The organism is Serratia ureilytica (genome assembly GCF_017309605.1).
Classification (GTDB): Bacteria; Pseudomonadota; Gammaproteobacteria; order Enterobacterales; family Enterobacteriaceae; genus Serratia; species Serratia ureilytica.
The window spans coordinates 4,600,815-4,623,395 of record NZ_CP071320.1 but is presented as its reverse complement, the minus strand read 5'-3'; the positions used below and the strand labels follow the sequence as shown (position 1 = coordinate 4,623,395).

The window sequence follows — 22,581 nt, the reverse complement described above, 5'->3', positions numbered from 1 at the left end:
GATAAAGGGCTCAGCAACGCTGGGCCCTTATTATTTTAGCGCCTTTTCCGGCAGCCAACACTGGGCATTCAGGCCGCGCGCATCGCGGCGGTTTTCCAGCGTCAAGCGCCCCTGGTGCAGCTGCACGATGCGGATCACGATATTCAAGCCCAGTCCGCTGCCGCCGTAGCGTTGATCCATGCGGCGAAACGCCTGCGTCAGCTCCCCGACCATCTCTTCCTTGATCCCCGGGCCATCGTCGATGACCTGCAGCAGATAACCGCGGTCCTGCGGCGTTAACCGCACCTGTATCGCGCCGCCTTCCGGGCCGTATCGGTGGGCGTTTTCGACCAGGTTGCGCAGCAGCAGCCGCAGCAGCACCGGATCGCCGTTCACCGCGGCGGCGGCCGGCAATTGCCAGGCCAGCGTTTGCCCGCGTTGGGCGGTCATTTCGTCGAGCTCTTCACGCAGCGGCTGGATCACATCGGCTACCCAATCGAAATGCTGGTAATGGCCGCTGGCAAAGTCTTGCCCGGCGCGCGACAGCATCAGCAGTTGCTCGACGGTGTGCATCAGTTGATCGATGCGGACGATCAGCGCCTGGCTGCCCTTGACGCCCTGTTTTTCCATCAGTTCCAGATGCAGGCGGATGCCGGCCAGCGGCGTGCGCAGCTCGTGGGCGGCGTCGGCGGTGAACAGGCGTTCCTGCTGAATGGTGTTGTCCAGCCGCGAGAATAGCTGATTGAGCGCATTGGTGACCGCCACCATTTCCTGGCTGTCGCTGGTGATGGGCAGCGGCGTCAGGTTATCGGCAGAGCGCTTTTCCAGCCGCTGCTGCAATTGGTTGAGCGGGCGGGTGATCCAGCTGATGGCCCAGAAAGACGCCAGCAGGGTCACGATCATCATGATCAGCGAAGGCGCCAACAGCGAGGCGATGGCTTCGGCGATCTCGGTATCGACGCGCTCGCTGCGCACTTTGGCGGACAGGGTTTCGTCCACCAGGAAGCTGATCTGTTCCTGGCTTTCGTGCCACAGCCAGAAGGCGCTGATGAGCTGCGTGACCAACAGGATCAGCGCCAACATCAGCAGCAGGCGGCGGCGCATGCTGATCATGAGGAAGGTTCCAGGCGGTAGCCGATGCCGCGCACGGTGCGGATACGATCCTTGCCCAGTTTACGGCGCAGGTTGTGGATGTGCACTTCCAGCGTGTTGGAGCCCAGGTCGTCTTGCCAGGTGTAGAGATCTTGTTGCAGGAGCTCACGGTTGACCGTCTGCCCGGCACGCATGATCAGGCGCGACAGAATGGCGAACTCTTTTGGCGTGACTTCCACCGGCTGTTGCTGCAGGTAGACCTGCTGGCTGGAGAGGTTCAACTGCAGGTCATCCACCTGCATCAGATTGTCGCTGTGGCCCTGGTAGCGCCGCAGGAGGGCGCGCACGCGCGCTTGCAGCTCAACCAGCGCGAAGGGTTTGACCAGGTAGTCGTCGGCGCCGGCGTCCAGCCCGTCGACGCGATCTTCCAGGGCGTCGCGGGCGGTCAGGATCAGCACCGGCAGATCGATCTGCTGGCGGCGCCACTGCCGCAGCAGCGCCGCGCCGTCCATATCCGGCAGGCCGAGATCCAGGATCACCATGCTGTATTGGCTGGTGATGAGCAGGCTGTTGGCCTCCGCCGCCGTGGCGGCGCAGTCGCAGACGTAACCCTCGCCGGTCAGCGCCAACGCCAGCCCCTGTTGCAGCAGTTCATCATCTTCAACGACCAGCAGCTTCATGATGACCCTCAGTTGTTTTGGTAAATATCCCGATACAGGCGGCTTTCGAAGCGCACCAGCGGCGCGCGGCGCTGTTTCTGATCTTCCGGCGGCACGGCGTAGCCGGAGAGATACTGCACGAAGGCCATGCGCTGGCCGCTGGCGGTCGTGATGAAGCCCGCCAGGTTGTAGACGCCCTGCAGCGCGCCGGTCTTGGCCGACACCTTGCCGTCGACGCCGGCTTCATGCAGGCCGCCGCGGTAGCGCAGGGTGCCGTCATAGCCGGACAGCGGCAGCATCGAGATAAAGTTCAGCTCGTTGTCGTGCTGCGCGATGTACTGCAGCGCCTGCATCATGGTCGCCGGGGCCAGCAGGTTGTGGCGCGACAGGCCGGAACCGTCGGCGATGATGGTATTGCCCAGATCGATGCCGGCCTTTTGGCGCAGCACCTGGCGCACCGCATCGGAGCCCGCTCGCCAGGTGCCCGGCACGCCGAAGCGCTCATGGCCGATGGTGCGGAAGACGGTATCGGCAATCATGTTGTCCGACTTTTTCAGCATGATCTTCAACAGATCGTGCAGCGGTGCCGACTGGGTTTGCGCGATCACCGTGCCGGTAATGCCGGGACGCGTCTGGCGTTTCAAATGCCCGTCGATCTGGATGCCGGCCTGCGTCAGCTCGTCTTTCAAGATGGCGCCCGCATAGCTGGCGCCGTCCTGGATGGCGAAGGCCAGCGGCAACGGCTCGCTGCGCTGCGTCAGGCAGCCGGTCAGGGTAAAGCGGTTCAGCTCGCCCGGCACCACGTCCAGCTCGCAGTACTGCGCGTCTGCCGAGCCGCGCGCCAGGGTGCGCACCTGGCTAAACATATTAACCGGATAATAGGAGGCGACGCGGATAAACGCCATGTCGCCCGGATTCGGCGCGCTGTACAGCGAGACCGAGAAACAGTTGCGATCGACGATGGCGGCGGCCGGCGGCGCGCTGAAGCACTGCGTCAGATCGTTCCACGGCCAACCGGGCGCTTTGTCATGGCTGGCGAAGACCGAGGTATCGACCAGCACGTCGCCGCTGATTTGGCGCACGCCTTGCTTTTTCAGGACGGCCACCATATTGCGCAGGCTCTGGCGTTTGAAGGTCGGATCGCCGCTGAAGCGAGCGATCAGGTTGCCGCGCAGCACGCCGTCGCGGATATCGCCCTGGCTCTCCAGCGTGGTGGTGAAACGGTAATCGGGCCCGAGTTGCAGCAATGCCGCCAGCGCCGTCAGCACTTTTTGGGTACTGGCCGGCAGCGCCATTTGCTGAGAGTGGTAATCGATCGTCGGCGAGCCGGCGCCGATCTTCTGAACGACCAGGGCAAGGTTGGCCCCATCAGGCAGATATTGTGTGTACTCTTCAACCGGGGCCGCATTCGCATTCAGAATAAATGCGCAAGCCAATGCACTGACAATTCGTGAAAAACGCATAATCTCGGGATAACAGCTGGATAACGTGCCGTCATACTACGGTGCAATCAGGGAAAAAGTAAACGATGACCCTCAAGGAACTCTAGGCTAAAATGCGTATCAAAATGCAAAACCGATCTTGGCTTGGGCTCCGTTCCGAGTCAGGTTTCTTTTGTTTGTCGCCTGGAGGCGGGGGGCAGTATGCCAACCGTGTTTTCATACGAATACGTCAGGATGACGGTTATTTGAACAGGAAAGATTTAGAGGTATTTATACGATGAACCAAATTCCGATGACCTTGTTTGGCGCTGAAAAACTGCGCGAAGAGCTCGAATATCTGAAAAGCGTGCGCCGCCCGAAAATCATTGCGGATATCGCTGAAGCGCGTGAACACGGCGACCTGAAAGAAAATGCCGAGTACCATGCCGCCCGCGAACAGCAGGGTTTCTGTGAAGGCCGCATTCAGGAAATCGAAGCCAAGCTGTCCAATGCTCAGGTGATCGACATCACCAAGATGCCGAACACCGGTCGGGTGATCTTCGGCGCCACCGTATCGGTGATGAATCTGGACAGCGAAGAAGAAGTGACTTACCGCATCGTTGGCGACGATGAGGCCGATTTCAAGAAAAATCTGATTTCGGTAAACTCGCCGATGGCGCGCGGCCTGATCGGCAAAGAGCAAGACGATGTGGTGGTGATCAAAACCCCAGGCGGCGACGTGGAATACGAGATCCTGAAGGTCGAGTATCTCTGATCGGGACCGTTGGTCATTAATGCGCCAACGTTTTGTAAAGATAGGAAAAAGGCCGCAAGCGGCCTTTTATCTTGGTCAGGCGCATGGCACCTTTTCGTTAACCTGATGGTTATTAACGCGGTAGACTGATCTTGCGCTCTTTCGACGGGCGGTAAAGAATAAGCGTACTGCCGATAACTTGCACATTGCAGGCGCCCGTTTCACGCACGATAGCGTCGGCGATCAGGGTCTTGGTTTCGCGATCTTCAGCGGCGATTTTTACCTTGATCAGCTCATGATGCTCCAGAGCCTGTTCAATTTCAGCCAGCACCCCTTCGGTAAGACCGTTATTGCCCAGCATCACCACCGGTTTTAACGGATGCGCCAGGCCTTTCAGGTGCTGTTTTTGTTTATTATTCAGATTCATTGTCTTTTTTGCTTAAGTTGGGATTGAAAACGGTACATTCTACCGCCATCTCATGTATATCACCAAATCGGTCTTCACCGGTGTGAGTCTACGTGAGCAGCGACCCTGACATAAGACTCTTTTTATGATAGTTGGAAAACGAGATGGCTAATAAAAAGCGTTCGGCTAGCTCCAGTCGCTGGTTACAAGAACACTTTAGCGATAAATATGTACAGCAGGCGCAGAAAAAGGGACTGCGTTCCCGTGCCTGGTTTAAACTTGATGAAATACAGCAGAGCGACAAACTGTTCAAACCGGGCATGACCGTGGTTGATCTGGGCGCCGCACCGGGCGGCTGGTCGCAGTATGTGGTCACCCAAATCGGCGGTACCGGGCGCATCATCGCCTGTGATATTTTGCCAATGGATCCTATCGTTGGCGTCGATTTTCTTCAGGGCGATTTTCGTGATGAACTGGTGCTGAAGGCACTGTTGGAACGAGTAGGCGAGAGTAAGGTTCAGGTGGTCATGTCCGATATGGCCCCGAATATGAGTGGCACCCCGGCGGTCGATATTCCAAGGTCGATGTATCTGGTGGAGTTGGCGCTGGATATGTGTCGTGATGTCCTCGCACCAGGCGGAAGTTTCCTGGTGAAGGTGTTCCAGGGAGATGGCTTTGACGAGTACCTACGGGAAATTCGCTCCCTGTTTACGAAGGTTAAGATTCGTAAGCCAGACGCTTCCCGCGCCCGTTCGCGCGAAGTGTACATTGTAGCGACAGGGCGCAAACTGTAGTACCCTAACGCTGTTTGTTAACACAGTTGTAAGATGAGGTTAATCCCTTGAGTGACATGGCGAAAAACCTAATTCTCTGGTTAGTCATCGCGGTAGTGTTGATGTCTGTATTCCAGAGCTTTGGGCCCAGCGAGTCGAATGGCCGTAGGGTGGATTACTCTACCTTCATGTCCGAACTGACCCAGGACCAGGTTCGCGAAGCGCGAATCAACGGACGTGAAATTAACGTTACCAAGAAAGACAGTAACAAATACACGACCTACATCCCTGTCAACGATCCTAAGTTGCTGGATACGTTGTTAACGAAGAATGTGAAAGTTGTCGGCGAGCCGCCTGAAGAGCCGAGCCTGCTGGCTTCTATCTTTATCTCTTGGTTCCCGATGCTGTTGCTGATCGGGGTCTGGATCTTCTTTATGCGGCAAATGCAGGGCGGCGGCGGCAAGGGCGCGATGTCCTTCGGCAAGAGCAAGGCCCGCATGCTGACGGAAGACCAGATCAAGACCACTTTCGCCGATGTCGCCGGGTGTGACGAAGCGAAAGAAGAGGTGAGCGAACTGGTGGAATACCTGCGCGAACCGAGCCGTTTCCAGAAGCTGGGCGGCAAGATCCCGAAAGGCGTGCTGATGGTTGGCCCGCCGGGGACCGGTAAAACGCTGTTGGCGAAAGCGATCGCCGGCGAAGCGAAGGTACCGTTCTTCACCATTTCCGGTTCCGACTTCGTCGAAATGTTCGTCGGCGTGGGTGCATCCCGCGTGCGCGACATGTTCGAACAAGCGAAGAAAGCCGCGCCGTGCATCATCTTCATCGATGAAATCGACGCCGTCGGTCGCCAGCGTGGCGCCGGCCTGGGTGGCGGTCACGATGAGCGCGAGCAGACCCTGAACCAGATGCTGGTTGAGATGGACGGTTTCGAAGGCAACGAGGGCATCATCGTCATCGCGGCGACCAACCGTCCGGACGTGCTTGACCCCGCGCTGCTGCGCCCGGGCCGTTTCGACCGTCAGGTCGTGGTCGGGCTGCCGGATGTGCGTGGCCGTGAGCAGATCCTGAAGGTGCACATGCGCCGCGTGCCGTTGGCGGCCGACATCGACGCCTCCGTCATTGCGCGCGGTACGCCGGGCTTCTCCGGTGCCGACCTGGCCAACCTGGTCAACGAAGCGGCGCTGTTCGCCGCCCGCGGCAACAAGCGCGTGGTGTCGATGGTGGAGTTCGAGAAAGCCAAAGACAAGATCATGATGGGTGCGGAACGCCGCTCCATGGTGATGACTGAAGCGCAGAAAGAGTCGACCGCGTATCACGAAGCGGGCCATGCCATCATTGGCCGCCTGGTTCCTGAACACGATCCGGTGCACAAGGTCACCATCATTCCTCGTGGCCGGGCGCTCGGCGTGACCTTCTTCCTGCCGGAAGGGGATGCGATCAGCGCCAGCCGTCAGAAGCTGGAGAGCCAAATCTCCACCCTGTACGGCGGTCGTCTGGCGGAAGAGATCATCTACGGGCCGGAAAAAGTCTCTACCGGTGCGTCGAACGATATCAAAGTGGCGACCTCCATCGCCCGCAACATGGTGACCCAATGGGGCTTCTCCGAGAAGCTGGGGCCGCTGCTGTATGCGGAAGAAGAGGGCGAAGTGTTCCTGGGCCGTTCCGTGGCCAAGGCGAAGCACATGTCGGATGAAACCGCGCGTATCATCGACCAGGAAGTGAAGTCGCTGATCGAACGCAACTACACGCGTGCTCGCTCGCTGCTGATGGAAAACATGGACATCCTGCACTCGATGAAGGATGCGTTGATGAAGTATGAAACCATCGATGCGCCGCAGATCGACGATCTGATGAATCGCAAAGACGTGCGTCCGCCGGCGGGCTGGGACGATGCGAACAAAGGCAACAGCTCCGACAACGGTGGAACCCCGAAAGCCCCGACGCCGGTAGATGAGCCGCGCACCCCAACGCCGGGCAACACCATGTCCGAACAGCTCGACAAGTAACAGCAGCTGTGTAATAACATCAAACCCCGGCATGCCGGGGTTTTTTTTGCCCGGCGGGCAGTGAACCAGGCAACAGTAAGGTGGACCAACCATGCAGTTAACCGTGCGCGACATGACGCTCAATCTCTCCCATCCTCAGGTGATGGGCATCCTCAACGTGACGCCGGATTCGTTTTCCGACGGCGGCCGCCACAACACCCTGAACCAGGCGCTGGTGCATGCGCACGCGCTGATTTCGGCCGGCGCCACGATGATTGATATCGGCGGCGAATCGACAAGACCGGGGGCGGCGGAAGTGAGCGAAGAGGAGGAGCTTGAGCGGGTCGTGCCGGTGGTGGAAGCGCTGGCGCAGCGTTTTGAAGTCTTTATCTCGGTCGATACCTCGAAAGCGGGTGTGATCCGCGAATCGGCGCACGCCGGCGCACATTTGATCAACGACATCCGTTCGCTGCAGGAGCCGGGCGCTCTGGCGGCGGCGGCGGAAAGCGGTTTGCCGGTCTGCCTGATGCACATGCAGGGGCAGCCGCGCACCATGCAGCAGGCGCCGCACTACGACGATCTGATCGCCGACGTTCAGACGTTTTTCGAGCACCATATCCGGCGCTGTAACGAGGCGGGGATAACAAATCAGAAATTGCTGCTCGACCCAGGCTTCGGTTTCGGTAAAAATTTGGCGCACAACTATCAGCTTCTGGCCCGGTTGTCGGAATTTCATCGTTTCGGTTTGCCGCTGTTGGTCGGCATGTCGCGCAAATCGATGATTGGACAACTGCTGAACGTGCCGCCGGATCAACGGGTTATCGGCAGCGTGGCCTGCGCGGTGATCGCGGCGATGCAGGGGGCGCAGATTGTCAGAGTGCATGACGTTAAAGAAACCGTCGAGGCGATGCGTGTCGTCGAGGCAACACTTTCAGCTAAAGGACAGTAGAGACATGAGCGAGCGCAAATATTTTGGCACCGACGGCATCCGAGGCAAGGTCGGGGACAGCCCCATCACGCCGGACTTCGTGCTGAAACTGGGCTGGGCGGCCGGTAAAGTGCTGGCGCGTCACGGTTCCCGCAAGATCATCATCGGTAAGGATACGCGCATCTCCGGTTATATGCTGGAGTCCGCTCTGGAAGCCGGCCTGGCGGCCGCCGGATTATCCGCCTCCTTCACTGGGCCGATGCCTACGCCGGCGGTGGCCTACCTGACGCGCACCTTCCGCGCGGAAGCGGGCATTGTCATCTCCGCTTCGCACAACCCGTTCTATGACAACGGCATCAAGTTCTTCTCGATCGACGGCGCCAAATTGCCGGACAACGTCGAAGAGGCGATCGAAGCCGAGATGGAAAAACCGCTGACCTGCGTAGAGTCCGCCGAGCTGGGTAAAGCCAGCCGTATCATCGACGCCGCCGGCCGCTATATCGAATTCTGCAAAGGCACTTTCCCGAGCGAGCTGAGCCTGAAGGGGCTGAAAATCGTGGTTGACTGCGCCAACGGCGCGACTTATCACATCGCGCCGAGCGTGCTGCGCGAGCTGGGCGCCACGGTGATAGCCATCGGCGTTGAGCCGGACGGGATGAACATCAACGAAAAATGCGGCGCTACCGATGTGCGTCAGCTGCAGGAGCGCGTGTTGCAGGAAAAAGCGCACGTCGGCCTGGCGTTCGACGGTGACGGCGACCGCGTGATGATGGTGGATCACCTGGGCAACAAGGTGGACGGCGACCAGATCCTTTACATCATCGCCCGTGAAGGCCTGCGTCAGGGCCAGCTGCGCGGCGGCGCGGTCGGCACCCTGATGAGCAATATGGGGCTGGAGCTGGCGCTGAAACAGCTGGGCATTCCGTTCGCTCGCGCCAAAGTGGGCGACCGCTACGTGCTGGAGAAGCTGCAGGAGTTGGGCTGGCGTATCGGCGCGGAAAACTCCGGCCATGTGATCCTGCTGGACAAAACCACCACCGGCGACGGCATCGTGGCCGGGCTGCAGGTGCTGACCGCCATGGTGCGCAACCACATGAGCCTGCATGACCTGTGCAGCGGCATGAAGCTGCTGCCGCAGATCCTGGTCAACGTGCGCTTCGCCGGCGAGCACAATCCGCTGGAGTCTGATGCGGTGCGCAAAGTCACCGAGCAGGTGGAGGCCGAGCTGGCCGGCCGCGGCCGGGTGCTGCTGCGCAAATCGGGCACCGAGCCGCTGATCCGCGTGATGGTGGAAGGCGAAGACGAGCAGCAGGTGACTGCGCTGGCGCATCGCATCGCCGATGCGGTGAAATCCGCAGGTTAAAACAGACAGTTAGCCGCCGGGCTTGGCATCGCTGAGCCCGAACAGGCGATTGTTGGCGTTTTTTTCCGCAAACGCGCCGGCGGCTGCAAATTGCCCTTGCGCGGGTTGGCGGCTTTGGTTAGTATTCACACCCGCTTCAGTAGGCAGTTTATAAAAACGCCTGCTTGATGAGTGTGAAGCATTTGGCATGCGGTAAGGCCGCAAGGATACGGGTACTACTATGTACGAAGCTCTTCTGGTAATTTTCCTGCTGATCTCAATCGGGCTGGTTGCTCTGATTATGCTGCAGCAAGGTAAAGGCGCTGATATGGGAGCCTCTTTCGGAGCAGGTGCATCAGGCACATTGTTCGGTTCGAGTGGTTCCGGTAACTTTATGACCCGCATGACTGCTGTGCTGGCGACGCTGTTCTTCGTCATCAGTCTGATTCTGGGCAACCTCAGCAGCAACCAGAGCAAGAAAGGCAGCGAGTGGGAAAACCTGGGTCAGCCAGTGAAAACTGAGCAGACGACCGCGCCGGCGGCACCAGCCAAGCCGAGCAGCGATATCCCGCAGTAAGCCGTAACAAAGTTTGAAAGCGGTGGTTGTGAACTCGAAAGAACAACGGCCGTTAGCAGTAAGAATCAGTACCGAGGTGGTGGAATTGGTAGACACGCTACCTTGAGGTGGTAGTGCCCTAACGGGCTTGTGGGTTCGAGTCCCATCCTCGGTACCAAATCCCAGAGATAACTTGCAATTTTGCGATTATCGGCGTAGTATTTGCCACGTTTTCGGACGCGGGGTGGAGCAGCCTGGTAGCTCGTCGGGCTCATAACCCGAAGGTCGTCGGTTCAAATCCGGCCCCCGCAACCACTTTCCTTTAAGTGTTTATTTTCAAATACACTTTTCGATTGAAACCCGCTTTTCTCGATCAACATTTGAAAATGACACTTGCTCGAAAGTTGTACCGAGGCCGCCTAGCGGCAAACAGGGTCCAGTTGCATAAAGCCCCGATTTTTCGGGGTTTTTTGTTATTTGGCAACAGAATCACTGGGCTATTTAGCCCTTTTTTTATGTCTTGGGGGTGGGCTTGTCCACATTAGAGCAAAAGTTAACAGAGATGCTTTCGGCACCGGTAGAAGCGTTGGGCTTTGAGCTTGTAGGCATCGAATTCATTCGTGCGCGCCAATCGACGCTCCGCATCTATATTGATAGTGATAACGGCATCAATGTTGATGATTGCGCTGATGTCAGCCACCAGGTCAGCGCTGTATTGGACGTCGAAGATCCAATCACGGTCGCTTACAACTTGGAAGTCTCCTCTCCTGGCCTTGATCGCCCGATGTTCACCGCAGAACACTATACGCGTTACCTCGGTGAAGAAGTCAGCCTGGTCCTGCGCATGGCGGTACAGAACCGTCGCAAGTGGCAGGGTATTATCAAGTCTGTCGAAGGCGAGATGATCACGGTTACTGTGGAAGGGAAAGATGAAGTGTTCGCGCTGAGCAACATCCAGAAAGCGAACCTGGTACCCCACTTTTAAAGTTTGGAAGAGGCAACTAGGATGAACAAAGAGATTCTGGCTGTTGTTGAAGCAGTTTCCAATGAAAAATCCCTTCCGCGCGAGAAGATTTTCGAAGCGCTGGAAACTGCATTAGCCACCGCAACCAAGAAAAAATACGAGCAGGAAATCGACGTGCGCGTCAGCATTGACCGCAGAACCGGCGATTTCGATACCTTCCGCCGTTGGGTCGCCGTAGACGAAGTGACTCAGCCGACGCGTGAAATCACGCTGGAAGCCGCTCAGTTTGAAGATCCGAGCATCGAGCTCGGCGGATACGTCGAAGATCAGATCGAATCCGTGACCTTCGACCGCATCACCACCCAAACCGCCAAGCAGGTTATCGTGCAGAAAGTGCGCGAGGCCGAGCGCGCGATGGTGGTCGACGCTTTCCGTGAACACGAAGGTGAGATCGTCACCGGCGTGGTGAAGAAAGTGAACCGTGACAGCATCGCGCTGGATCTGGGCAACAACGCCGAAGCGGTGATTGGCCGTGAAGACATGCTGCCGCGCGAAAACTTCCGTCCGGGCGACCGCATTCGCGGCGTATTGTATGCCGTACGTCCCGAAGCTCGCGGCGCGCAGCTGTTCGTCAGCCGTTCCAGCCCGGAAATGCTGAAAGAGCTGTTCCGCATCGAAGTGCCGGAAATCGGCGAAGAAGTGATCGAGATTAAAGCGGCAGCCCGCGATCCAGGCTCTCGCGCGAAAATTGCAGTGAAAACCAACGACAAGCGCATCGATCCGGTCGGCGCCTGCGTAGGTATGCGCGGTGCGCGCGTTCAGGCCGTGTCGAGCGAGCTCGGCGGCGAGCGCATCGATATCATCCTGTGGGATGATAACCCAGCGCAATTCGTCATCAACGCCATGGCGCCGGCCGACGTCGCGTCGATCGTGGTAGACGAAGATAACTGCACCATGGATATCGCCGTTGAAGCCAGCAACCTGGCGCAGGCGATCGGCCGTAACGGCCAAAACGTGCGTTTGGCTTCCCAGCTGCTGAAACAACACCGCGGCGACGATCGTTGGGAACTGAACGTGATGACGGCGGACGACCTGCAGGCCAAGCACCAGGCCGAGGCTCATGCCGCTATTGATACCTTCACCAAGTATCTTGATATCGACGAAGATTTCGCCACCGTACTGGTTGAAGAAGGCTTCTCCACGCTGGAAGAGCTGGCCTACGTGCCGATCAAAGAGCTGTTGGAAATCGACGGTCTGGATGAAGATACGGTTGAAGCATTGCGCGAACGCGCCAAAGCTGCATTGACCACGCTGGCCCTGGCACAAGAAGAAAGCCTGGGCGACAACAAACCGGCCGACGATTTGCTCAACCTGCCGGGTCTTGAGCGCAGCATGGCCTTTAAACTGGCCGCGCGTGGGGTTTGTACGCTGGAAGATCTTGCCGAGCAGGGTGTTGACGATCTGGCTGATATTGAAGGGCTTAGCGATGAGCAAGCCGGCGAGCTGATCATGGCTGCACGCAATATCTGTTGGTTTGGCGACAACGCGTAATAACTGTAGCAGGAAGGAACAGCATGACGACAGATGTAACCGTAAAATCGCTGGCAGCAGAGATTCAGACTCCGGTTGATCGCCTGGTACAGCAGTTTGCTGATGCAGGGATCAACAAGTCCGAGTCGGACTCTGTTACCCAGCAAGAAAAAGAAACATTACTGGCGCACCTGAACCGTGAACACGGCAGCGCGCCGGGTAAACTCACTTTGCAGCGCAAAACGCGCAGCACCTTGAATATCCCGAGCACCGGCGGTAAAAGTAAATCGGTGCAAATTGAGGTCCGCAAGAAACGCACTTATGTAAATCGCGATACGCAGGAAGCCCAGTTGGCTGAAGCGGCAGAGCAGGCACAGCGTGAAGCGGAAGAGCAGGCACGGCGCGAAGCGGAAGAGCTCGCAAAACGCGAAGCGGAAGCGAAGCGCGCAGCCGAAGAGCAAGCCAAACGTGAGGCCGCGGAGATTGCTAAGCGTAATTCAGCGGAAAAAGAAAAAGTGACCAATCAACATACCGACGAAATGACCAAGCCAGCTCAGGCGGAAAAAGCACGCCGTGAAGCCGAAGCCGCTGAACTGAAACGTAAAGCGGAAGAGGAAGTGCGCCGCAAGGTTGAAGAGGAAGCCAAGCGCGTGGCGGAAGAAGCCCGTCGCATGGCCGAAGAGAACGGCGAGAAGTGGGCCCAGGCCGACGCGGCTAGCGCTGCGGTTGAAAGCGCCGACTATCACGTGACCACCTCTCAGCACGCCCGTGCCGCTGAAGACGAAAACGACGCCAAAGTTGAAGGCGATCGTCGCAGCCGCACCCGCGGCGGCAAAGCCACCAAGCAGAAGAAAGGCAACAAGCTGTCCGAATCCAAAGCGGATCGTGAAGAAGCGCGTGCCGTTACCCGTGGCGGCAAAGGCGGCAAACGCAAGCCTAGCGCTCTGCAGCAGGGCTTCAACAAGCCGGCGCAGGTGGTTAACCGTGACGTGGTGATCGGTGAAACCATCACCGTGGCCGAGCTGGCCAACAAGATGGCGGTCAAAGGTTCTCAGGTCATCAAAGTGATGATGAAACTGGGCGCCATGGCCACCATCAACCAGGTTATCGACCAGGAAACCGCACAGCTGGTTGCCGAAGAGATGGGCCACAAAGTTATCCTGCGTCGTGAAAACGAGCTGGAAGAAGCGCTGATGAGCGACCGTGATACGGGCGCTGCGGCCGAGCCGCGCGCGCCGGTCGTGACCATCATGGGCCACGTTGACCACGGTAAAACCTCTCTGCTGGACTACATCCGCTCCACCAAAGTGGCGGCGGGCGAAGCTGGCGGCATTACCCAGCACATCGGTGCCTACCACGTAGAAACCGAGAACGGCATGATCACCTTCCTGGACACCCCGGGCCACGCCGCGTTTACCTCGATGCGTGCTCGCGGTGCTCAGGCGACTGACATCGTGGTTCTGGTGGTGGCGGCCGACGACGGCGTGATGCCACAAACCATCGAAGCTATCCAGCACGCGAAAGCGGCGCAGGTGCCATTGGTGGTTGCGGTGAACAAAATCGACAAACCGGAAGCCGATCCGGATCGCGTTAAGCAGGAACTGTCTCAGTACGGCGTTATGCCGGAAGAGTGGGGCGGCGAAGCGCAGTTCGTTCACGTGTCCGCGAAAGCCGGTACCGGTATCGACGAGCTGCTGCAGGCCATCCTGCTGCAGGCCGAAGTGCTGGAGCTGAAAGCGGTTCGCAGCGGCATGGCGAGCGGCGTAGTGATCGAGTCCTTCCTGGATAAAGGCCGTGGCCCGGTTGCTACCGTGCTGGTTCAGGAAGGTACGCTGAACAAGGGCGACATCGTCCTGTGCGGCTTCGAATACGGCCGTGTGCGTGCGATGCGCGACGAGCTGGGCCGTGAAGTGACCTCCGCCGGTCCGTCTATCCCTGTGGAAATCCTGGGTCTGTCCAGCGTGCCTGCAGCGGGTGACGAAGCGACCGTGGTGCGTGACGAGAAGAAAGCGCGTGAAGTGGCGCTGTACCGTCAGGGCAAGTTCCGCGAAGTCAAACTGGCGCGTCAGCAGAAGTCCAAACTGGAAAACATGTTCGCCAACATGACCGACGGCGAAGTGTCCGAGCTGAACATCGTGCTGAAATCCGACGTACAGGGTTCTTGCGAAGCGATCAGCGACTCGCTGCTGAAACTCTCCACCGACGAAGTGAAGGTGAAGATTGTCGGCTCCGGCGTAGGTGGGATCACCGAAACCGACGCGACGCTGGCTGCGGCTTCCAACGCCATCATCCTGGGCTTCAACGTGCGTGCCGACGCTTCTGCGCGCCGCGTGATCGAAGCGGAAAGCCTGGATCTGCGTTACTACTCCGTGATCTATAACCTGATCGACGAAGTGAAGCAGGCGATGAGCGGTATGCTGGCGCCGGAATACAAGCAGCAGATCATCGGCCTGGCCGAAGTGCGCGACGTGTTCAAATCGCCTAAGTTCGGCGCTATCGCCGGCTGTATGGTTACCGAAGGGACCATCAAGCGTCACAACCCAATCCGCGTACTGCGCGACAACGTGGTTATCTATGAAGGCGAGCTGGAATCCCTGCGTCGCTTCAAAGATGACGTTAACGAAGTCCGTAACGGCATGGAATGTGGTATCGGCGTTAAGAACTATAACGACGTGCGCGTCGGCGACATGATCGAAGTGTTTGAAATCATTGAGATCCAACGCACCATCGCTTAACGATTGCACATCTGCTTATATCTGTTTACGGGGGGCCTTTGTGCCCCCCGATTTGTCTGGAGAATCCAAAATGGCAAAAGAATTCAGCCGCGGTCAACGCGTGGCGCAAGAGATGCAGAAAGAGATTGCGATCATTCTGCAGCGTGAAGTGAAAGATCCGCGCGTCGGCATGGCGACCGTTTCCGGCGTGGAAGTGTCCCGCGACCTGGCGTATGCCAAGGTTTACGTCACCTTCCTGAACGTGCTGACCGAGAACCACGATCCGGATCTGGTCACCAACGGCATCAAAGCGTTGCAGGACGCTTCCGGCTATATCCGCACCCTGCTGGGCAAAGCGATGCGCCTGCGCGTGGTGCCGGAGCTGACCTTCGCTTACGACAACTCCCTGGTGGAAGGCATGCGCATGTCCAACCTGGTGACCAACGTGGTGAAGAACGACGCAGAGCGCCGTTCCGCCTCAGGCGATGACAAGGAGGATTAATGAGTCGCCCTCGTCGCCGCGGCCGTGACATCCACGGCGTGCTGTTGCTGGACAAGCCGCAGGGGTTGTCGTCCAACGATGCGCTGCAAAAAGTAAAACGTCTGTACAACGCCAACCGAGCGGGCCATACCGGCGCGCTCGATCCGTTGGCGACCGGCATGTTGCCTATCTGTCTGGGCGAAGCGACCAAGTTTTCGCAATACCTGCTCGATTCCGACAAGCGCTATCGGGTGATCGCCAAGCTGGGGCAGCGTACCGATACCTCCGACGCCGACGGGCAGATCGTGCAGGAACGCCCGGTGAACTTCACCCAGGCGCAGCTCGACGCGGCGCTGGACACCTTCCGCGGCGACATCCAGCAGGTGCCGTCGATGTATTCGGCGTTGAAATACCAGGGCAAGAAACTCTACGAGTATGCGCGCCAGGGCATCGAAGTGCCGCGCGAAGCGCGCAGCATTACGGTGTACGAGCTGCAGTTTATCCGCTGGGAAGGGGATGAACTCGAGCTGGAGATTCACTGCTCGAAAGGCACCTACATCCGCACTATCACCGACGATCTCGGCGAGCTGCTGGGCTGCGGCGCGCACGTGATCTATCTGCGCCGCCTGCAGGTGGCGACTTATCCCATCGCGCGCATGGTGACGCTGGAACAGCTGAACGCCTTGGTGGCGCAGGCGCAGGAACAAGCGATCGCGCCCGGTGAGCTGCTCGATCCGCTGCTGATGCCGATGGACAGCCCGGTTGAGAACTATCCGGAAGTGAATTTGCTGCCGGTGGTGGCGGGTTACGTCAAGCAGGGGCAACCGGTGCAAGTGGCCGGCGCGCCGGCATCCGGCCTGGTGCGCATCACCGAGGGTGAAGAGCGGAAATTCATCGGCGTTGGCGACATCGCCGAGGATGGTCGCGTGGCGCCGCGCCGCCTGGTGGTCGAGCATTTCGACTGACGGCGGGGCACTGCGTCGCCTTGCGATCGCACTGCGCTAAGAGTAGAATGGCGCAGCTTATGCATTGGGTTGCTGAATTAGAGATCGGCGCCTGTTTTTATTATCTATAATCTGGAGTATTACAATGTCTCTAAGTGTTGAAGCTAAAGCTCAAATCGTAGCTGATTTCGGTCGTGGTACTAACGACAGCGGTTCTACCGAAGTTCAGGTTGCCCTGCTGACTGCGCAGATCAACCATCTGCAAGGCCACTTCTCCGAGCACAAAAAAGATCACCACAGCCGTCGTGGTCTGCTGCGTATGGTTTCTCAGCGTCGTAAGCTGCTGGACTACCTGAAGCGTAAAGATGTAGCACGTTACACCAGCCTGATCGAGCGTCTGGGTCTGCGTCGCTAATCTAGCAAGTTTCAGTGGAAAGGGGCCTATTTTGGCCCCTTTCTTCTAGGAAGCATAAGCAAATCAGGTTAATGTATTACTGATGTTTCCAAACAGGTTCTTCCGTTACAGAGGTTCGCGCGGCTAATGAGAGGCTTTATCTCCCGCCTGAGATAAGGATTGTCATTAGTCGCGAGGATGTAGTGAGAAGGCAAATCGAGTCACAGGCGTGTCGAGTCGTCAATGCGATTGCGCGCCGTTAATCAAGGATATAATTTTGCTGACACCGATCATTCGCAAATTCCAGTATGGCCAGCATACCGTCACCATCGAAACCGGTATGATGGCGCGTCAGGCCACCGCCGCCGTTATGGTGAGCATGGATGACACCGCCGTATTCGTTACCGTCGTTGGCCAGAAAAAAGCCAAGCCGGGCCAGAGCTTCTTCCCGCTGACGGTGAACTACCAAGAGCGTACCTACGCCGCCGGCCGTATCCCGGGCAGCTTCTTCCGCCGCGAAGGCCGTCCGAGCGAAGGCGAGACGCTGACTTCCCGTCTGATCGACCGCCCGATCCGTCCACTGTTCCCGGACAGCTTCCTGAACGAAGTTCAGGTGATCGCGACCGTGGTTTCCGTTAACCCGCAGGTGAACCCGGACATCGTTGCGATGATCGGCGCCTCTGCCGCCCTGAGCCTGTCCGGTATTCCGTTCAACGGCCCAATCGGCGCCGCGCGCGTAGGTTACATCAACGATCAGTACGTACTGAACCCAACGACCGACGAACTGAAAGAAAGCCGTCTGGATCTGGTGGTTGCCGGTACCGCCGGCGCGGTGCTGATGGTGGAATCCGAAGCTGACGTGCTGAGCGAAGATCAGATGCTGGGCGCCGTGGTGTTCGGCCACGACCAGCAGCAAGTGGTTATCGAAAACATCAACGCGCTGGTTGCCGAAGCCGGCAAGCCGAAGTGGGATTGGCAGGCGCCTGCGGTCAACGAAGCGCTGCACGCGCGCGTGGCTGAACTGGCCGAAGCTCGCCTGGGCGACGCTTACCACATTACCGAAAAACAAGAGCGTTACGCTCAGGTTGACGCGATCAAAGACAGCGTGGTTGAAACCCTGCTGGCGCAGGACGAAACGCTGGACGCCGGCGAAATCCAGGACATCCTGGGCACCGTCGAGAAGAACGTGGTGCGCAGCCGTGTACTGCGTGGCGAGCCGCGTATCGACGGCCGTGAAAAAGACATGATCCGTGGCCTGGATGTGCGCACCGGCGTACTGCCGCGCACCCACGGTTCCGCGCTGTTCACCCGTGGCGAAACTCAGGCGCTGGTTACCGCGACCCTGGGCACCGCGCGCGACGCACAGAACCTGGACGAGCTGATGGGCGAGAAGACCGACAGCTTCCTGTTCCACTACAACTTCCCTCCGTACTCCGTAGGCGAAACCGGCATGGTCGGTTCTCCTAAGCGTCGTGAAATCGGTCACGGTCGCCTGGCGAAACGCGGCGTATTGGCTATGATGCCTAAACCGGAAGATTTCCCGTACACGGTTCGCGTGGTGTCTGAAATCACCGAATCCAACGGTTCTTCTTCCATGGCTTCCGTGTGCGGCGCGTCTCTGGCGCTGATGGACGCCGGTGTGCCAATCAAGGCTGCCGTTGCGGGTATCGCGATGGGCCTGGTGAAAGAAGCCGATAACTATGTGGTTCTGTCCGACATTCTGGGTGACGAAGATCACCTGGGCGACATGGACTTCAAAGTGGCCGGTAGCCGCGACGGTATCACCGCGCTGCAGATGGACATCAAAATCGAAGGCATCACCCGCGAAATCATGCAGGTGGCTCTGAACCAGGCCAAGGGCGCGCGTCTGCACATCCTGGGCGTAATGGAACAGGCTATCAGCACCCCGCGCGGCGATATCTCCGAATTCGCACCGCGTATTCATACTATCCGCATCAACCCGGATAAAATCAAAGACGTGATCGGTAAGGGCGGTTCCGTTATCCGCGCGCTGACCGAAGAGACTGGCACTACCATCGAAATTGAAGATGATGGTACAGTTAAAATCGCTGCGACCGACGGTGAGAAAGCGAAATTCGCTATCCGTCGCATCGAAGAGATCACGGCAGAGATCGAAGTGGGCCGTATCTACCAGGGTAAAGTGACCCGTATCGTTGATTTCGGCGCATTCGTCGCTATCGGCGGTGGTAAAGAAGGCCTGGTGCACATTTCTCAGATCGCCGACAAGCGCGTTGAGAAAGTGACCGACTATCTGCAGATGGGTCAGGAAGTGCCGGTTAAGGTACTGGAAGTTGACCGTCAGGGCCGCGTGCGTCTGAGCATCAAAGAAGCGATGGCGCCGGAAGCAGGTTCACCTGCGCCTGAAGCAGAATAACTGTATAGATAGTTTTACAGCTCCCCGCCACGGGGTTGGGAGCTGTTCGTATCGCGCGGGTAGGATGCCCGCGTTTTAGCAAACGGAGGACAGGACGTTCATCCAATGTTTGTCTTCGGGAGTGGGAAATGAAGCCTTTCTTGCGCTGGTGTTACGTTGCGACAGCACTCATGCTGGCAGGATGCAGCAACCATGATTGGCGTAAAGACGAAGTTTTGGCAATCCCGTTGCAGCCAACGTTGCAGCAGGAAGTGATCCTGGCGCGCATGGAACAAATTCTTGCCAGCCGGGCACTGACGGATGACGAACGCGCACAGCTTTTATATGAGCGCGGTGTGCTGTATGATAGCCTCGGGTTACGTGCATTAGCGCGCAATGATTTCTCGCAGGCGCTGGCGATACGTCCCGACATGCCGGAAGTTTTCAACTACCTGGGCATTTACTTAACGCAGGCAGGCAATTTTGATGCTGCCTATGAAGCGTTTGATTCTGTACTAGAGCTTGATCCAACTTACAATTACGCGCGTTTAAACCGGGGCATCGCACTGTATTATGGCGGCCGCTTCCCGTTGGCGCAGGATGATCTGCAGGCGTTTTATCAAGACGACCCAAACGATCCCTTCCGTTCGTTATGGCTGTATCTGGTGGAGAGAGAAATCGATCCCAAGAAGGCCGAGGTAGCGCTTCAGCAGCGCTATGACAAAGCGGACAGAGGGCAATGGGGATGGAATATTGTCGAATTCTACCTGGGCAAGATCAGCGAAAAAACGCTGATGGAACGCCTCAAGGCAGATGCAACGGATAACACTTCGCTCGCTGAGCATCTCAGTGAAACTGACTTCTATTTGGGTAAACACTACCTGAGTCTGGGGGACAAGGACACCGCTTCGGCGCTGTTCAAACTGACGGTGTCTAACAACGTTCACAACTTCGTTGAGCACCGCTATGCATTGTTGGAATTGGCGCTTTTGGGCCAAGAGCAAGACGACCTATCGGAATCGGACCAGCAATAGCTGACGAACACCTATCAGCCTGATGAACATTGGTTTTTAACCAAAGTTATCGCCTTAACGGGCGAGGGCTTTTTTGTTCGTTTTATAATCTAATTTGAGCCGGTTCACACTTTTCAATGAAAATGACTGAAAATTTTCTCGACGAGTTATGTAGACTGGCTGCCATTATTAATGAGGCACGTGTACATGACGACTGAGTTTGAAACCTCTTTTGCTGATCTGGGGCTGTCTGCTCCAATCATTTCCGCCCTGAACGATCTGGGCTATGAAAAACCATCTCCGATCCAGGCTGAGTGTATTCCTCACCTGTTGAACGGCCGCGACGTGCTGGGCATGGCACAGACCGGTAGTGGTAAAACTGCAGCGTTCTCGCTGCCGCTGCTGCACAACCTGCAGGCAGACCTGAAAGCACCTCAGATCCTGGTGCTGGCACCGACCCGCGAACTGGCGGTTCAGGTTGCCGAAGCGATGACCGATTTCTCCAAACACATGAACGGCGTTAACGTGGTAGCCCTGTACGGCGGCCAGCGTTACGACGTGCAGCTGCGCGCTCTGCGCCAGGGCCCGCAAATCGTTGTGGGTACCCCAGGCCGCCTGCTGGACCACCTGAAGCGCGGCACCCTGAACCTCTCCAACCTGAGCGGTCTGGTGCTGGATGAAGCCGACGAAATGCTGCGCATGGGCTTTATCGAAGACGTAGAAACCATCATGGCTGAGATCCCGGCTGAACATCAGACCGCGCTGTTCTCCGCCACCATGCCGGAAGCGATCCGTCGCATTACCCGCCGCTTCATGAAAGAGCCGCAGGAAGTGCGCATCCAATCCAGCGTGACCACCCGTCCGGACATTAGCCAGAGCTACTGGTCGGTCTACGGCATGCGTAAAAACGAAGCGCTGGTGCGTTTCCTGGAAGCCGAAGACTTTGACGCGGCGATCATCTTCGTCCGTACCAAGAACGCGACCCTGGAAGTGGCCGAAGCGCTGGAGCGCAGCGGTTACAGCAGCGCCGCGCTTAACGGCGACATGAATCAGGCGCTGCGTGAGCAGACTCTGGAGCGTCTGAAAGACGGTCGTCTGGATATCCTGATCGCGACCGACGTTGCGGCCCGTGGCCTGGACGTTGAGCGCATCAGCCTGGTTGTCAACTACGACATCCCGATGGACTCCGAGTCTTACGTTCACCGTATCGGCCGTACCGGTCGTGCGGGCCGCGCCGGCCGCGCGCTGCTGTTCGTGGAAAACCGCGAACGCCGCCTGCTGCGCAACATCGAACGCACCATGAAGCTGACCATCCCGGAAGTGGAGCTGCCGAACGCAGAACTGCTGGGCGAGCGTCGTCTGGCCAAGTTCGCCGCGAAAGTTCAGCAGCAGCTGGAAAGCAGCGATCTGGATCTGTACCGCGCGCTGCTGACCAAACTGCAGCCGGAAGAAGAGCTGGATATGGAAACCCTGGCCGCAGCGCTGCTGAAAATGGCTCAGGGCGAACGTCCGCTGATCCTGCCACCGGATCCGGTCTTCAAGCCGCGTCAGCGTCGTGAGTTCAACGACCGTGACGATCGCCGCGGCGACCGTCGTGACAGCCGCGACAGCCGTGACGGCGATCGTCCGCGTCGCGAACGTCGTGACGTTGGCGAAATGCAGCTGTACCGCATCGAAGTGGGCCGTGACGATGGCGTAGAAGTCCGTCATATCGTTGGCGCTATCGCTAACGAAGGCGACATCAGCAGCCGTTACATCGGCAACATCAAGCTGTTCGCTTCCCACTCCACCATCGAGCTGCCAAAAGGCATGCCGGGCGAGATCCTGAATCACTTCACTCGCACTCGCATCCTGAACAAGCCGATGAACATGCAGCTGCTGGGCGATGCACAGCCGTTCGAACGTCGCGAGCGTCGTGACGGCGGCAACGGCGGCGAGCGTCGCGGCAACGGTCGTCCGTTCAACGGCGAACGTCGCGAAGGCGGCCCACGTCGTTCCTTCGGCGAACGTCGTGAAGGCGGTAACGGCGGCGAGCGTCGTGGCGGTAACTACAACCGTGACGGCAAGCCGGCGCCACGCCGTGATGACGGCGCACCGGCGGCACCACGTCGTCGTTTCGGCGACGCGTAATCGCCGATTCTCCGTTCGCGGTGAGCGCTCTGAAAAACCAGCCTGCGGGCTGGTTTTTTTATGCCTGAAAATTGCCGTCAAACGCCCCTGAATGGCGTATCATTCATAAGGTTTTTTCTTACGGATGATATGCACGGGA

The 22,581-nt window shown here is 58.1% G+C and carries 20 protein-coding genes and 2 tRNA genes; 18 read left to right on the top strand and 4 right to left on the bottom strand.

Translation table 11 applies throughout. The features are described 5' to 3' along the window. Positions 1-30 precede the first annotated feature (30 nt). Genes pmrB through dacB form a run of 3 tightly spaced genes read right to left on the bottom strand, consistent with a single transcriptional unit; the run spans position 31 to position 3,193 of the window. Positions 31-1,092 (bottom strand): two-component system sensor histidine kinase PmrB, encoded by a 1,062-nt coding sequence (pmrB, locus tag J0X03_RS21885; RefSeq protein ID WP_160203916.1) that lies wholly within the window; start codon positions 1,090-1,092, stop codon positions 31-33. Then, positions 1,089-1,751, bottom strand: coding sequence for a two-component system response regulator PmrA (gene pmrA / locus J0X03_RS21880; protein ID WP_033641655.1), 663 nt, complete (start codon positions 1,749-1,751; stop codon positions 1,089-1,091). The genes pmrB and pmrA overlap by 4 nt, the downstream gene beginning before the upstream one ends. Before the next feature lie 8 nt (positions 1,752-1,759). Then, complete coding sequence (gene dacB, locus J0X03_RS21875) at positions 1,760-3,193, bottom strand: serine-type D-Ala-D-Ala carboxypeptidase (protein ID WP_089195391.1); 1,434 nt, start codon at positions 3,191-3,193, stop codon at positions 1,760-1,762. A gap of 256 nt (positions 3,194-3,449) precedes the next feature. Here dacB and greA point away from each other — a divergent pair, with 256 nt between their 5' ends. Next, on the top strand, positions 3,450-3,926 hold the full coding sequence (gene greA, locus J0X03_RS21870; RefSeq protein ID WP_004933539.1) for a transcription elongation factor GreA: 477 nt from the start codon (positions 3,450-3,452) through the stop codon (positions 3,924-3,926). 112 nt (positions 3,927-4,038) lie between these two features. Here the strand turns inward: greA and yhbY are convergent, their stop codons facing one another. Next, positions 4,039-4,332: a ribosome assembly RNA-binding protein YhbY gene (gene yhbY, locus J0X03_RS21865; protein WP_004933536.1), complete on the bottom strand. Its 294-nt coding sequence runs from the start codon at positions 4,330-4,332 to the stop codon at positions 4,039-4,041. A gap of 143 nt (positions 4,333-4,475) precedes the next feature. Between yhbY and rlmE the strand changes: the two genes are divergently transcribed. The 17 genes from rlmE to J0X03_RS21780 all read left to right on the top strand — a co-directional run bounded on the left by rlmE (position 4,476) and on the right by J0X03_RS21780 (position 22,442). After that, the gene (gene rlmE / locus J0X03_RS21860; RefSeq protein ID WP_004933533.1) at positions 4,476-5,105 is read left to right on the top strand and encodes a 23S rRNA (uridine(2552)-2'-O)-methyltransferase RlmE; all 630 of its coding nucleotides are present in this window, start codon (positions 4,476-4,478) and stop codon (positions 5,103-5,105) included. Between the two features lie 56 nt (positions 5,106-5,161). Then, the gene (gene ftsH / locus J0X03_RS21855) at positions 5,162-7,093 is read left to right on the top strand and encodes an ATP-dependent zinc metalloprotease FtsH (RefSeq protein WP_004933529.1); all 1,932 of its coding nucleotides are present in this window, start codon (positions 5,162-5,164) and stop codon (positions 7,091-7,093) included. 91 nt (positions 7,094-7,184) lie between these two features. After that, entirely contained in the window at positions 7,185-8,021 is an 837-nt protein-coding gene (gene folP, locus J0X03_RS21850) for a dihydropteroate synthase (RefSeq protein ID WP_042783532.1), read from the top strand. 4 nt (positions 8,022-8,025) lie between these two features. Then, on the top strand, positions 8,026-9,363 hold the full coding sequence (gene glmM, locus J0X03_RS21845) for a phosphoglucosamine mutase (RefSeq protein ID WP_033648671.1): 1,338 nt from the start codon (positions 8,026-8,028) through the stop codon (positions 9,361-9,363). A 220-nt stretch (positions 9,364-9,583) separates the two neighbouring features. Beyond that, a complete protein-coding gene (gene secG, locus J0X03_RS21840) occupies positions 9,584-9,919 on the top strand; it encodes a preprotein translocase subunit SecG (protein WP_004933519.1) in 336 nt (111 codons plus the stop codon). Positions 9,920-9,989: 70 nt separating this feature from the next. Next, positions 9,990-10,076: transfer RNA gene (locus J0X03_RS21835), tRNA-Leu, on the top strand. Between the two features lie 60 nt (positions 10,077-10,136). Further along, positions 10,137-10,213 (top strand) — tRNA-Met (locus tag J0X03_RS21830). A 217-nt stretch (positions 10,214-10,430) separates the two neighbouring features. After that, complete coding sequence (gene rimP / locus J0X03_RS21825) at positions 10,431-10,883, top strand: ribosome maturation factor RimP (RefSeq protein WP_033644179.1); 453 nt, start codon at positions 10,431-10,433, stop codon at positions 10,881-10,883. 21 nt (positions 10,884-10,904) lie between these two features. Further along, complete coding sequence (gene nusA, locus J0X03_RS21820; protein WP_004933514.1) at positions 10,905-12,413, top strand: transcription termination factor NusA; 1,509 nt, start codon at positions 10,905-10,907, stop codon at positions 12,411-12,413. A gap of 23 nt (positions 12,414-12,436) precedes the next feature. Beyond that, the gene (gene infB, locus J0X03_RS21815; protein ID WP_019453339.1) at positions 12,437-15,127 is read left to right on the top strand and encodes a translation initiation factor IF-2; all 2,691 of its coding nucleotides are present in this window, start codon (positions 12,437-12,439) and stop codon (positions 15,125-15,127) included. A gap of 70 nt (positions 15,128-15,197) precedes the next feature. Beyond that, on the top strand, positions 15,198-15,608 hold the full coding sequence (gene rbfA / locus J0X03_RS21810; protein ID WP_004933508.1) for a 30S ribosome-binding factor RbfA: 411 nt from the start codon (positions 15,198-15,200) through the stop codon (positions 15,606-15,608). Then, positions 15,608-16,552: a tRNA pseudouridine(55) synthase TruB gene (gene truB / locus J0X03_RS21805; protein ID WP_033641660.1), complete on the top strand. Its 945-nt coding sequence runs from the start codon at positions 15,608-15,610 to the stop codon at positions 16,550-16,552. The genes rbfA and truB overlap by 1 nt, the downstream gene beginning before the upstream one ends. Before the next feature lie 124 nt (positions 16,553-16,676). After that, positions 16,677-16,946: a 30S ribosomal protein S15 gene (gene rpsO, locus J0X03_RS21800; protein ID WP_004933502.1), complete on the top strand. Its 270-nt coding sequence runs from the start codon at positions 16,677-16,679 to the stop codon at positions 16,944-16,946. A 256-nt stretch (positions 16,947-17,202) separates the two neighbouring features. Then, positions 17,203-19,320 carry a polyribonucleotide nucleotidyltransferase gene (gene pnp / locus J0X03_RS21795; protein WP_016929321.1) on the top strand — a complete coding sequence of 706 codons (2,118 nt, stop codon included), beginning with the start codon at positions 17,203-17,205 and terminating at the stop codon, positions 19,318-19,320. Positions 19,321-19,448: 128 nt separating this feature from the next. Continuing rightward, on the top strand, positions 19,449-20,333 hold the full coding sequence (gene nlpI, locus J0X03_RS21790; protein WP_004933495.1) for a lipoprotein NlpI: 885 nt from the start codon (positions 19,449-19,451) through the stop codon (positions 20,331-20,333). Positions 20,334-20,449: 116 nt separating this feature from the next. Further along, positions 20,450-20,530, top strand: coding sequence for a protein YrbN (gene yrbN / locus J0X03_RS24350; RefSeq protein WP_099032700.1), 81 nt, complete (start codon positions 20,450-20,452; stop codon positions 20,528-20,530). Further along, positions 20,520-22,442, top strand: coding sequence for a DEAD/DEAH family ATP-dependent RNA helicase (locus J0X03_RS21780; RefSeq protein WP_033641661.1), 1,923 nt, complete (start codon positions 20,520-20,522; stop codon positions 22,440-22,442). The genes yrbN and J0X03_RS21780 overlap by 11 nt, the downstream gene beginning before the upstream one ends. The last annotated feature ends 139 nt before the right edge of the window (positions 22,443-22,581 follow it).